General features: G+C 47.5%; 9 protein-coding genes and 1 riboswitch. Of the genes, 4 read left to right on the forward strand and 5 right to left on the reverse strand.

Annotated features, from left to right (window positions below):
• Positions 1-35: 35 nt before the first annotated feature.
• Positions 36-389, reverse strand: a complete 354-nt coding sequence (locus GOU96_RS01485) for a DUF3024 domain-containing protein (protein WP_000636799.1) — start codon at positions 387-389, stop codon at positions 36-38.
• Between the two features lie 207 nt (positions 390-596).
• Between GOU96_RS01485 and GOU96_RS01490 the strand changes: the two genes are divergently transcribed.
• Positions 597-1,433, forward strand: a complete 837-nt coding sequence (locus tag GOU96_RS01490) for a phosphate ABC transporter substrate-binding protein PstS family protein (RefSeq protein WP_000620570.1) — start codon at positions 597-599, stop codon at positions 1,431-1,433.
• Positions 1,434-1,578: 145 nt separating this feature from the next.
• Here the strand turns inward: GOU96_RS01490 and GOU96_RS01495 are convergent, their stop codons facing one another.
• Both GOU96_RS01495 and GOU96_RS01500 read right to left on the reverse strand, forming a co-directional pair.
• On the reverse strand, positions 1,579-2,250 hold the full coding sequence (locus GOU96_RS01495) for a MaoC family dehydratase (RefSeq protein ID WP_001261563.1): 672 nt from the start codon (positions 2,248-2,250) through the stop codon (positions 1,579-1,581).
• 294 nt (positions 2,251-2,544) lie between these two features.
• Complete coding sequence (locus tag GOU96_RS01500; protein ID WP_267781085.1) at positions 2,545-4,095, reverse strand: cryptochrome/photolyase family protein; 1,551 nt, start codon at positions 4,093-4,095, stop codon at positions 2,545-2,547.
• A 269-nt stretch (positions 4,096-4,364) separates the two neighbouring features.
• A riboswitch (cyclic di-GMP riboswitch) is annotated at positions 4,365-4,471 on the forward strand.
• Positions 4,472-4,588: 117 nt separating this feature from the next.
• On the opposite strand from GOU96_RS01500, the gene gbpA reads away from it, so the two are divergent.
• The 3 genes from gbpA to GOU96_RS01515 all read left to right on the forward strand — a co-directional run bounded on the left by gbpA (position 4,589) and on the right by GOU96_RS01515 (position 9,345).
• Positions 4,589-6,046 carry an N-acetylglucosamine-binding protein GbpA gene (gene gbpA, locus GOU96_RS01505; protein WP_114773922.1) on the forward strand — a complete coding sequence of 486 codons (1,458 nt, stop codon included), beginning with the start codon at positions 4,589-4,591 and terminating at the stop codon, positions 6,044-6,046.
• Between the two features lie 331 nt (positions 6,047-6,377).
• Positions 6,378-7,805: a serine protease gene (locus GOU96_RS01510; protein ID WP_258502385.1), complete on the forward strand. Its 1,428-nt coding sequence runs from the start codon at positions 6,378-6,380 to the stop codon at positions 7,803-7,805.
• A gap of 34 nt (positions 7,806-7,839) precedes the next feature.
• On the forward strand, positions 7,840-9,345 hold the full coding sequence (locus GOU96_RS01515) for a M28 family metallopeptidase (protein WP_042988355.1): 1,506 nt from the start codon (positions 7,840-7,842) through the stop codon (positions 9,343-9,345).
• A gap of 187 nt (positions 9,346-9,532) precedes the next feature.
• Here the strand turns inward: GOU96_RS01515 and speB are convergent, their stop codons facing one another.
• Positions 9,533-10,462 carry an agmatinase gene (gene speB, locus GOU96_RS01520; protein ID WP_000998707.1) on the reverse strand — a complete coding sequence of 310 codons (930 nt, stop codon included), beginning with the start codon at positions 10,460-10,462 and terminating at the stop codon, positions 9,533-9,535.
• Positions 10,463-12,373: an arginine decarboxylase gene (gene speA / locus GOU96_RS01525; RefSeq protein ID WP_001927142.1), complete on the reverse strand. Its 1,911-nt coding sequence runs from the start codon at positions 12,371-12,373 to the stop codon at positions 10,463-10,465. It abuts the gene before it with no gap.
• Between the last annotated feature and the right edge of the window lie 399 nt (positions 12,374-12,772).

The following is a 12,772-nucleotide window of genomic DNA, read 5'->3' on the forward strand; positions in this document are numbered from 1 at the left end:
CTCGTCTGGCGAATAACCCCATAAGCGTGCCAAGCCTATACCCAAAAATACGCTTTCGGATCTTTCTCCACTTCGCGGATGATGGCAGTTAAATCCTCGCTACGCGCCAAAAATGGATAAGGGATCCAAGCTTCACTCTGCGCTTTTTGTTGATCGTAGGCGTAGAGCGCCCACTGTTTAGACGCTTCTTCCCAGACGATTTTTGCAACCAAACTTTCGTAGTCACAACGGGTTGAGTCGAGTTTGTAGTGGCACAGAATAAACTGCACCCCGTGCTCGATGGGCTCAAAGCTCGACTTGCCCAGCTCAGCAGGTAAGCTCTGGTTGCGGCTCATGCAAAGCAATTCTGCACGGCGTTCAAGCTGTCTCTGGAGAAGATTGACAATCATTTTTAACCTCATCGGTGTCTGAGTCTGCTCAGTATGGCTATCTGAGCGATGCAATTCCATGATCTCCACATCATTTGAGTATAAGCAATGGGTGCAAGCTCAGTGAATTTCACCAATCAACTCACTAACCTAGAGCTGCCTTCACATTTTTGTCATACGTTTCAGGCATACTGCGTAAGATTTTTTTGACAATATGGGAGCTAATTTATGATCAGGATGGCACTTGCCGCCGTTTGCGCACTTCTTTTTTCCATCACAACGATGACACCCTTTGTGCAAGCAAGTGAAATTACCATTTCAGGTTCCACCTCAGTGGCCAGAATTATGGACGTACTGGCTGAAAAATATAACCAACAACACCCCGAGACTTATGTCGCAGTTCAAGGTGTGGGTTCTACCGCTGGGATTTCTCTTTTGAAAAAAGGCGTCGCGGATATCGCTATGACCTCACGCTATCTCACGGAAAGTGAAGCGCAAAACACCCTACACACTTTTACGCTGGCTTTTGATGGTTTAGCGATTGTGGTCAACCAAGCCAATCCAGTCACCAATCTTACGCGAGAGCAGTTATACGGCATTTACAAAGGCCAAATCACCAACTGGAAACAGGTGGGCGGTAACGATCAAAAAATCGCGGTCGTGACTCGCGAAGCCTCATCGGGTACTCGCTACAGCTTTGAAAGCTTGATGGGATTGACCAAAACCGTCAAAGATCGTGAGGTTTCTGATGTTGCGCCGACCGCGCTTGTCGTCAATAGCAACAGCATGATGAAAACGTTAGTCAACCACAATACTCAAGCGGTTGGCTTTATCTCTATTGGCTCGGTCGATAAATCCGTCAAAGCGATTCAGTTTGAAAAAACGGATCCCACTTCTGACAACATAGCTAAGCACACTTACCAATTATCGCGCCCGTTCTTAATTTTGCACTACTCAGATAACGCAGACGAACAGACCAAAGAGTTCATCGCCTTCTTAAAGTCTGAAAGCGCTAAAAAATTGATTGTGGAATACGGCTACATTATGCCAAGTGATGTGGAATAAACCGCAAGAGCACCACTCTTACCGCATGAGTTTCTGCATGGTTGCACCATAGTTCTTCATGGTTTACCACAGACAGTGTGCTTCAGAAACGAACAAGGAGAGCAAATAGGCTCTCCTTGTTGATTTATGCTGATGACACAATGGGTTAGAAGTGCAGTTGGATCACTGACACTACAACACAACCCGGACGACGAACGCCCTCAATCTCAACCTTGATTTCACGCTCAATCTCAAGTCCCTTCTTAATCGGGGTAACTTTCGACAAAGTGCTCACGGCACGAACTCGATTACCCGCTTTTACTGGATAAGGGAAACGTACCGAGTTCAAACCAATATTGACCACCATTTTCGCGGTTGGAAACAAGGTTTTCTCTTCATCAACGCTGTCGGTTAACTTTGGCAGCAATGCCAGTGTTAAAAATCCATGCGCAATCGTCGTTTTGAATGGCGATTCCAACGCCGCACGATCCGGATTGGTATGAATCCACTGCATATCTTCAGTGACTGCACCGAATTGATTGATTCGCTCTTGATCAACCAGTAACCAATCTCCCGTATGGATCACTTCACCCACCTGGGTTTGCAACTCGTCATACAGTGCTTGAGCCTCGGGTTTGAGTTCAATCGGCTCAGGGATCGGCGTATCTTCATTGGCAGGCAGATGCAGATCTTTTACCCACCCAAACAGTGGGCGGCTTTGGGTCTTGTTTAAAATATCATCCCAGTACTCGCGCACAGACGGAGACATCCACTGCTTAAATTCAGTGTGCTTAACCAAGTTTTCAGCTCGATGCTTCAGAAGCTCAGCGACTCTCATCAAAACCTCATTCTTAACCAAGAAGAAATGGAAACGACCTAATTTTGAAGTACTTCACAGTAAGCTGCAATCACTTTCGGGCGTACATGCGTAATCCGTAACCAACAAAAATGTTTAAAAACAAAGCATTATCAATAAAACATTATTTTATTAGCTTTTGAACAATTAGAGCAAACACACCATTTATTTCCATCCTTTTGCGCTACGTTAGCCAAGCAAGCTCATCGGCAACTTGCGAAGGATTGTAGAATGCCAAGCAAATATTGCACCAAATCGGTACTTTCTAACCCTCATTTATAAACTTTCAATCTGGCTCAGATACGCATCAGCCGTGCTCAGGATCGCTTGCTGAGAATCGCTCGTCATCTTGTCCCACGTTTTGTATAGCATTCCGATGCGAGGATTGTTGGCGAGTCGATCACGATGTTTAAGCATAAACCGCCAGTAAAGCGAATTTAGCGGGCACGCTTTCTCACCAGATTTGAGTTTCACTTGATAAGCACAAGAGGCGCAGTAGTCACTCATTTTATTGATGTAGGAACCACTGGCTGAATAGGGTTTGGTGGCGATCAATCCGCCATCCGCAAACAGAGCCATACCTCGCGTATTGGGAAGTTCGACCCATTCAATCGCATCGATATAGATACCTAAATACCAGGCATCGACTTGATCAGGGTCACACTCGGTGAGCAAGGCAAAATTCCCTGTCACCATCAAGCGTTGAATATGATGCGCGTAGCCAAAATCCAGTGACTGAGTGATCGCCTGCTGCAAGCAACGCATCTTGGTTTGTCCATTCCAGAAATAGCTTGGTAACGGCCGCTGCGCTCCTAAATGATTGCGTGTTTGGTAGTGAGGCATATTGCTCCAATACATGCCGCGCACATATTCACGCCAACCGAGAATTTGTCGCACAAATCCTTCCACTTGAGCTAACGAGATCTGCCCTTGAGCTGCACGATAAGCACTAATAGTGGCTTCAATCACTTCGCGAGGTGAAAGTAGCTTACTATTGAGCGCAAATGAAAGTCGGCTGTGATACAGGCTCCAGCGATGGGGATGCTGCGCCGTCATCGCATCTTGAAAGCGACCAAAATTAGGCAGGCAAATTTGGCAAAAATGCGCCAATAAGGAAATCGCTTGGGCACGATTGATAGGCCACAGCAGTGACTCTCCGATTTGTCCGATAGACGGAATCCGATGACGTTCTAATCGCGCCTTGATGGACGCAACGGGATTATCAAAACAGAGTGGCGTCGGCAACTGAAGAAGATCTGGCGCTTTCAGTTTATTACGATTGTCGGCATCAAAATTCCACTGTCCACCTTCAGGTTTACCATCCGCCGTCATCAAATAACCAAAACGCTTACGCATTCGTCGATAAAAGTGTTCCATCAGCACGGCTTTGCTTGCGGGAAATTGCTCTGGGATCTCTGCAAACGGTAGCAAGAAGTGCTCAGTATCAACGCACCCTATTGTGATGCCGGATAGGCGCAAATTGGCCATTTGCTCAAGCAGTCGATACTCGTCAGGTCTTTGGTATTGGAAAGCATCGGCCTGAACTTGCTGGCAAATCTGCGCGATCAGATCGGGTAAATCGTTATATTGCGCGCTGGCATCCAGATCCAGATGCCATACGTGATGCCCTTCTGCACTTAAATAATCAGCAAAAGCTTGCATGGCCGCAAAAAATGCACACTGCTTTTGAATGTGATGGCGAACGTACTCCTGCTCCTGATGCAGCTCTGCAATCAGGTATAAAACATCATCCCTATGCTCAGAAAACCAAGAATGAGCATGGTTGAGTTGGTCACCCAATATCAATCGCACAACGGAATAGCGCATAGTGCTCCTTAATCAATACCGCGACAGAAGAATGCATTATCTTCCATTCATACTTTGGGTATACGTTTAAAACCGCTCTCCGATCAGTGGTTAACCTGTATTGACACGGTAGAAACCGAGTAAAGCATCAACCTTTCATATTGAATAAACATCATATATTTCATGAAGATATTAGTTATTTAACTCTAAAAAATAAGCGTGAGAGCTTGATTCCACATATTGAGTAATGACTTCGCTTTCTCTCTTGGTCTTAAGTAAATTTGCTCTCGGTCACACTTTGGCAAACCCTTTGGAAAAATGGGACGCAAAGCCTCCGGTCTGTCGGTCAAGAAAGCTCATAAAGTCCTCTTACACCTAGGATAGCGGGGTTACCAATTCGGTTTATGCCGTTTTGTCTTATGCGTTGCTGAAGGTGCTGAAGTTCAGATTCACTCTGAACTGCGTCTGGCGCTTTGCCAGACAAACTATGTCAGCTAACAAAGAAGAGTCTGTGATGAAAAAACAACCTAAAATGACCGCTATTGCCCTGATCCTCTCTGGTATCAGTGGATTAGCGTATGGACACGGCTACGTTTCCGCAGTGGAAAACGGTGTCGCCGAAGGACGTGTCACCTTGTGTAAATTTGCCGCTAACGGCACTGGAGAGAAAAACACTCACTGTGGCGCGATTCAATACGAACCACAAAGTGTCGAAGGCCCAGATGGCTTCCCGGTCACTGGCCCTCGCGATGGCAAAATTGCCAGTGCGGAATCGGCACTGGCGGCAGCGCTGGATGAGCAAACCGCCGACCGTTGGGTAAAACGCCCAATTCAAGCTGGTCCGCAAACCTTCGAGTGGACGTTTACCGCCAACCACGTCACAAAGGATTGGAAATACTACATTACCAAACCAAACTGGAACCCAAACCAGCCATTGTCGCGTGATGCATTTGACCTCAATCCGTTCTGTGTCGTTGAAGGAAATATGGTGCAGCCACCAAAACGTGTCAGCCACGAATGTATCGTGCCTGAGCGCGAAGGGTATCAGGTCATCCTCGCCGTATGGGATGTGGGCGATACCGCAGCTTCCTTCTACAACGTGATCGACGTGAAATTTGACGGTAACGGCCCAGTGTTACCCGATTGGAACCCAGCAGGTCAAATCATTCCAAGTATGGATCTCAGCATTGGCGATACCGTGTACACTCGCGTGTTTGATAACGAGAGGGAAAACCCAGCTTATCGCACTGAGCTGAAAATTGACTCTGAGACGCTAACCCAAGCCAATCAATGGTCTTACGCATTAGCAACTAAGATTAACCAAACACAAAGTCAACTGCGCGCAGGTCAGATTAACGGCGATCAATTTGTTCCCGTTTACGGCACCAACCCGATTTATCTGAAAGAAGGCAGCGGCTTGAAGAGTGTTGAAATTGGCTACCAAATTGAAGCGCCACAGCCTGAGTATTCACTGACGGTTTCTGGTCTAGCGCAAGAGTATGAGATTGGCGAGCAACCGATTCAGCTTGACCTGACTTTAGAAGCGCAAGGTGAAATGAGCGCAGAGCTGACGGTTTATAACCACCACCAAAAGCCGCTGGCAAGTTGGTCACAAGCGATGACGGATGGCGAGCTGAAATCAGTAACCTTAGAACTGAGTGAAGCCAAAGCTGGACACCACATGCTGGTTTCTCGCATCAAAGATCGCGATGGCAATCTGCAAGATCAACAAACTCTCGATTTCATGCTGGTTGAACCGCAAACACCACCAACACCGGGTGACTACGACTTTGTGTTCCCGAATGGCCTGAAAGAGTACGTGGCTGGCACCAAAGTGCTCGCTAGTGATGGCGCAATCTACCAATGTAAGCCATGGCCATACTCTGGCTACTGCCAGCAATGGACAAGTAACGCTACTCAATACCAACCGGGTACTGGCAGTCATTGGGAAATGGCGTGGGATAAACGTTAAGTTATCCTCCCTCTGACACCCATCATCCCTCAGCTCACGCTGGGGGATTTTTTATTCCCCAGTGGTTACCTCTCCATTCTTTCTTCGTGCTTTACACTTCCTATTTGAAGCAGCTGCGCTATGGGCTAGATCCATACTAATTTGCCTCTTACTTTACCACCTACATACAACTCCAGCGTCGTTGAGAAACCTCTGAGAGAATCGAGTCTGCGGCACTTTATTTATAGTTTTATGTTCAAATTTATTTACTTATCGAATCAATCCAATTTGTTGCATACCGGTTAATTGCATTTACTTTTTATTAACAACCGTTCTTTCAGAAAGAATCATGATGAAAAGTAAAATAGTGACCGCCACACTGGCTTTATGTTGTCTATCCCCATCGTTCAGTTACGCTCAGAGTACCGCTCCAACCATTGCCGATGAGGTGATCTTTACTCTCTCCTCCGAAACCTTAACCTCCCCTCGCGCCGTCTTAGAACATCCCAAGGCCGATTTTATTAAATTACATTTCAAATCGCTGAATTTACCCCAAGGCAGTGCCATCAGACTGACCTCTCGAGATGGCACTGAAGTGGTGCAATATACAGAAAGTCAGCAGTCATGGTTTGCTCAATCGCTCTTTGGTGACCAAGTGTTGATTGAGTTAATCCCCAATGCCAAGGGTGAAATCGGACAATTTGAAATCGACTATTATATGGCCGGAAATGAGAGCCTTGCCGAGTCAGAGCTGTTGTCCACTTGTGGGATCAATGAACGCAAAGATGTCGCCTGTTGGCAGGACTCCCATCCAGAGAAAGTCTCTTGGTCTAGCCCAGTAGCACGGTTATTGATTAATGGACGCAGCCTTTGTACAGCTTGGCGTGTAGGCCCTGATAACCGACTGTTCACCAACAATCATTGTGTCAGCACAGCCTCTGAACTCAAGCAAACGGAAGTGTGGTTCAATTATCAGCGAACAACGTGTAATGGGTCACTCGCCACGACCGTCAAAGTGATGGGTAATGAATTATTGAGCACCGATTACACCTTGGACTATACCCTCTTCACGGTCGATGATTTCAATAAGATCGCCTCTTTTGGTTACTTAGGGCTGGACAACACAGAGCCTGTTTTTGGCAGTGAGATATACATTCCCCAGCATGGGGCTGGCAATCCTAAAGAACTCGCCATCGAGAGTGATAAGAATGGATCTGGCTTATGTCAGATAGATATCGCATCAACCAATGGTCGAGGCACTCACACGGACACTGGCTACTTCTGCGACACCATTGGCGGCTCTTCGGGCTCCCCCGTCCTCAACACCTCTGATAACAAAGCCATTGCGTTACATCATTTCGGCGGGTGTGAAAATCAAGGGGTAAAAATCAGTAAGATCTGGCCTAAAGTGGCGACGTTTTTTAATCACACCTTACCCAATGGCTCCGTTAGCCAAACGCCACCTCAAGTGAGAGAGCTCATTCCAAACCAACCGCTCAATAATCTCGCCCTATCCCAAGGTGAAGAGATGTTGCTGATGGTAAAAGCTTCAAACCGAAAGACCAACTTAACCATTTCGATAAGTTCAGGGAGCGGTGACGCAGACCTCTACGTAAAAACGGGCCAGCCACCAACCCAAAGCCTCTACGATTGCCGACCTTATCAATCGACAAATAACGAAACCTGTGTTGCGCCCTTAGTGAATGAGGATCTCTACATCATGCTGCGTGCGTATCGCAGTTTTGCTGGGGTCACACTCACTGCGACTGAAAAACAATAACGATTCTTCACACCCACGGAGAGGGGAAAATCTTATGAACAAACTATTCGTCATGGCTTTGATGTCGGCAGCGTTGAGCGCCAATGCTGAAGACAAAGTCTGGATCTCGATGGGCGCAGATGCCGTCGGAAGTTTAAATCCTGCGCTGAGCGAATCCTTATTACCTCATTCATTCGCCAGTGGCTCTCAGGTATGGATAGGCGAAGTCGCTATCGACGAGCTTGCCGAGCTTTCACATACGATGCATGAGCAACATAATCGCTGCGGTGGCTACATGGTACACACCTCAGCACAAGGTGCGATGGCGGCGCTGATGATGCCGGAAAGCATCGCCAATTTCACGATCCCCGCACCTTCACAGCAAGATCTGGTCAATGCTTGGCTGCCACAAGTGAGTGCAGACCAAATCACCAATACTATCCGTGCGTTATCCAGTTTTAATAACCGCTTTTATACCACCACCTCGGGGGCACAGGCCTCTGATTGGCTGGCCAATGAGTGGCGCTCTCTCATCTCGTCATTACCGGGGAGCCGGATTGAGCAGATCAAGCACTCTGGTTATAACCAAAAATCGGTCGTTTTGACGATTCAAGGCAGCGAAAAACCCGATGAATGGGTCATTGTCGGCGGTCACTTAGATTCAACTTTAGGCTCACACACCAATGAACAATCGATTGCCCCCGGTGCGGATGATGATGCCTCCGGCATTGCCAGTTTGAGTGAGATCATTCGTGTCTTACGTGATAACAATTTCAGGCCCAAACGCTCCGTTGCATTGATGGCCTATGCGGCGGAAGAGGTCGGTTTGCGAGGCTCACAGGACCTTGCGAATCAATACAAAGCACAAGGCAAAAAAGTCGTATCGGTCCTGCAACTTGATATGACCAACTACCGAGGTTCAGCGGAGGATATAGTCTTTATTACCGATTATACCGACAGCAATTTAACCCAGTTCCTCACAACGCTGATTGATGAATACCTCCCTGAGCTAACTTATGGCTACGATCGCTGCGGCTATGCATGCTCAGACCATGCCTCTTGGCATAAAGCCGGCTTCTCAGCGGCCATGCCTTTTGAATCTAAATTCAAAGACTACAACCCCAAGATCCACACTTCGCAAGATACTCTAGCGAATTCTGATCCCACGGGTAATCATGCGGTTAAATTCACCAAACTCGGGCTCGCTTATGTCATTGAGATGGCCAATGCAGGCTCACCTCAAGTTCCCGATGATTCTGTCTTGCAAGATGGGACGGCGAAAATCAATCTCAGCGGTGCACGAGGCACTCAGAAGCGCTTTACTTTTGAGCTCTCCCAAAACAAACCGCTCACCATTCAAACTTATGGTGGTTCAGGCGATGTTGATCTGTACGTAAAATATGGCTCCGCTCCCTCAAAATCGAACTGGGACTGTCGCCCTTACCAAAATGGTAACCGAGAAACGTGCTCATTCAACAACGCACAACCCGGTATTTACCATGTGATGCTGGACGGTTACACCAACTACAATGATGTAGCGTTAAAAGCCTCAACTCAGTAGCTTGGGAAAAGCGATATCACCAAACAACTTGGAGTTGCTGGTCGAAGGCAAGTGAGTGAATCCTCATGAGCATAGATAGACTATGTGATTGGGGTGAACGAACGTAGCCAGCACCGCCGCAACTTCAAGTAGGACGGGTATAGAAAAAAGGCCTGATCTCTCAGGCCTTTACATTGCTTAACTCAGATTACTCTTCATCTTTCTTGTTGGATGCCCAAACGTAGAGCAGTTCCAGAGCGATCGTCGCACCCGCCAGTGAAGTCAGGTCGCTTTGATCGTAAGGAGGTGACACTTCTACCACATCCATACCGATCAGGTTAATGCCTTTCAGCGCGCGGATGATTTTCAGGATCTTGTCTGAGCTCAAACCGCCACAAACTGGGGTACCCGTACCCGGTGCGAAAGCAGGATCCAGACAGTCAATGTCGAAAGTCAGGTAAACCGGCTTGTCACCCACGATGTGGCGAATTTGCGCCACAATCTCTTCGACAGACATGTCGTTGGCTTGCATCGCGTTAATCACGTTGAAGCCGTGGCCTTCTTGTTTGTATTCCGTACGAATACCCACTTGCACCGAATGCTTAGCCGAGATCAGACCTTCTTTTGGCGCATGGTAGAACATAGTGCCATGGTCATACGCACTGCCGTTCGCGTAAGTGTCCGTGTGTGCATCAAAGTGGATCAGCGCCATTTCACCGAAGTGCTTAGCGTAAGCACGCAGGATTGGCAGAGTGATGAAGTGGTCACCACCCAGTGCCAGCATGGTTTTGCCACTTTTCAGGATTTCGCTGGTCGCGGCTTCTAGGCGGTAAGTGAAATCTTCAGCATCACCGCAATCAAAAACCAAATCGCCCGCATCAATCACGTTGATCTTTTTGAACAGGTTGAAATCCCAAGGGAATTTCTTACCTTCCCAAGCGAGGTTAACCGAAGCACGACGAATCGCGTCAGGCCCCATACGAGCCCCCGGACGACCGGACGTCGCCATATCCAAAGGCACGCCAAGCACCACGACATCAGCATTAGTATCTACTGGGTTACGCACATAGGGACGACGGACAAACGTCATCGCGTTTGAGTAGAGTGAATAATCAGTTTTAGTAAACAAATCATTCATTTAGAAATCCTCTAAGTAAGTATAGCCGCTCAGGCCTAATTCAAGTTCCGCCAAAACGGTCTCTTGTTCTTCTTTGGCAACACGTTGAGAAACCAGTTGACGATAGTTGGTGCGAATTTTATCTACATCGATGTGAACGTAGCGCATCATATCTTCAACCGTGTCACCTTCATTGATAAAGGCAATTTCAGACTCGCCATTATCATTAATATTCACAACCGCGCTGTGTGTGTCACCAAACAGGTTGTGCATATCGCCCAAGATTTCTTGGTATGCACCGACAAGGAAAAAGCCCATTAGGTATGGCTTGTCACTCGTCCATGCTGGCACAGGCAGTGTACTTTCAATACCTTGGCCTTCAACGTACTGTTCAACCGCACCGTCTGAGTCACAGGTGATGTCGAGCATTACTGCGCGGCGATCGTTCATCTCTTCCAAACCAGAAAGCGGCAGCACTGGGAACACTTGATCGATACCCCAAGCATCCGGCAGCGACTGGAACAGTGAGAAGTTCACGAAGAACTTGTCTGCTAAACGCTCTTGCAGCTCATCCAGAATCGGGCGATGGAAGCGGTTTTTGTTGCTCATCTTCTGACGCAGTTCATGGTAGATACGCAGTGACAACTGCTCTGCCCATGCACGGTGCTCAAGGTTTAATACACCCGTTGCAAACTGGCTATGCGCTTCAGAAAGATCGCTCTGTGTGTCGTTGTAAATTTCAATCAGTGCGCGGTCATCAGTACCGTGTTGCACTTCTTCAAACCCACGCCACATGTTTTTCAGTAGCATTGGCGCATCCGCACCCGGTGCTGGGATCTCTTCCGGCGAGTAGGCTTCCGTACCGATAACGTTGGTGATCAATACCGCATGGTGCGCCGTGATCGAACGACCCGATTCAGAAATGATCACAGGACGAGGCTGACCGTACAGGTTACACACATCGCTCACTGTGCTCACGATGTTACGCGCGTATTCGTGCAGACCGTAGTTCATCGAGTTGGATGACTGGCTACGAGTACCATCGTAGTCGACAGCCAAGCCGCCACCCACGTCGAAGAAATCGATGTGCGCACCCAGCTCACGCAGTTCACAGTAGAAACGCACCGCTTCGTTCACACCATTACGCACATCACGAATGTTCGCCATTTGTGAACCTAGGTGGAAATGCACCAACTGCAGCGCTTCCAGTTGATCTTCCGCTTTCAAGCGGTTAATCACGGTGAGCACTTGTGATGCAGCTAGGCCGAACTTCGATTTTTCACCGCCGCTCGATTGCCATTTGCCAGCACCCTGAGAAGCAAGACGAATACGCAGACCCAGACGTGGTTTCACGCCAAGGCTTTTCGCTTCTTTCAGGACCAGATCCAGCTCTGACAGTTTTTCCAGAACGATGAAAACTTTGTGACCCAGTTTTTCACCGATCAGTGCCAGACGAATGTACTCTCTGTCTTTGTAACCATTACATACAATCACTGAACTGGCTTGCTGAGCCATAGCCAACACCGCCAGAAGTTCAGGCTTACTGCCCGCTTCTAAGCCGAGTTGTTTGTGTTCTAATTCGGCCTGACTGGCCAGAATTTCATCTACTACCTCTTTTTGTTGGTTCACTTTGATGGGATAAACCAGCAGGTATTTATTTGGGTAGTCGTACTCTTCAATCGCCTGATTGAAAGCGTCACAAATGTTGTGCACGCGTTGATGCAGGATCTGCGGGAAGCGTACAAGCACAGGCAAATTTAAATCGCGCGCTTCGAGCTGTTTAACAATTGAGCTTAATTGCGTTTGATGAGCCTTGTCTTTTCTCGGCGACACATACACTTCGCCTTGATCGTCAATGCCAAAAAAGCCTTGGCTCCAGTAATGCACATTGTAGTCAGCGCGAACGCGGTCTAATTTGGATGGTTGTTCCACATCGTATCTCACAAAAACAGAGAGGATTACAATGATTTCATCGGTTGAAATCACACCTGACACCCTAGATGTCACGCGCTTTATCGGTGAAAAGCCAGGGTGTGTCTAATGATAATAATTTATCGTTAGGACAACTGTTAGTTATCACACATAAACTTGCATAAATGTCTTCATTTCATTCATATTTTTCTGTACGCCCTTGATGCCACAAGGCATAGCCGCAAAGCGGTCATCGATTCTTTGCAATAAAAATGTCATTGAATAGGGAGATTTATAGACTGAAACAAACAAATAGAACGCATCAATTCATTCTCTGTATAGTGCTGTTTATGACAATGGGCACAATTCAACCAACTCGTCTGGTTAACTCGGGTTTTCACTTGGTTGTTCTTTGTAATT

The sequence above is a fragment of the Vibrio sp. R-1 genome (genome assembly GCF_035615595.1).
GTDB classification, from domain to species: Bacteria; Pseudomonadota; Gammaproteobacteria; order Enterobacterales; family Vibrionaceae; genus Vibrio; species Vibrio cholerae.

What these genes read in the sequence shown, in the direction of transcription:
- GOU96_RS01500 (WP_267781085.1), bottom strand. Translation starts at nt 4,095, where the DNA reads ATGCGCTATTCCGTTGTGCGATTGATATTGGGTGACCAACTCAACCAT.
- gbpA (WP_114773922.1), top strand. Translation starts at nt 4,589, where the DNA reads ATGAAAAAACAACCTAAAATGACCGCTATTGCCCTGATCCTCTCTGGT.
- GOU96_RS01515 (WP_042988355.1), top strand. Translation starts at nt 7,840, where the DNA reads ATGAACAAACTATTCGTCATGGCTTTGATGTCGGCAGCGTTGAGCGCC.
- GOU96_RS01490 (WP_000620570.1), top strand. Translation starts at nt 597, where the DNA reads ATGATCAGGATGGCACTTGCCGCCGTTTGCGCACTTCTTTTTTCCATC.
- GOU96_RS01510 (WP_258502385.1), top strand. Translation starts at nt 6,378, where the DNA reads ATGAAAAGTAAAATAGTGACCGCCACACTGGCTTTATGTTGTCTATCC.
- GOU96_RS01495 (WP_001261563.1), bottom strand. Translation starts at nt 2,250, where the DNA reads ATGAGAGTCGCTGAGCTTCTGAAGCATCGAGCTGAAAACTTGGTTAAG.
- speB (WP_000998707.1), bottom strand. Translation starts at nt 10,462, where the DNA reads ATGAATGATTTGTTTACTAAAACTGATTATTCACTCTACTCAAACGCG.
- GOU96_RS01485 (WP_000636799.1), bottom strand. Translation starts at nt 389, where the DNA reads ATGATTGTCAATCTTCTCCAGAGACAGCTTGAACGCCGTGCAGAATTG.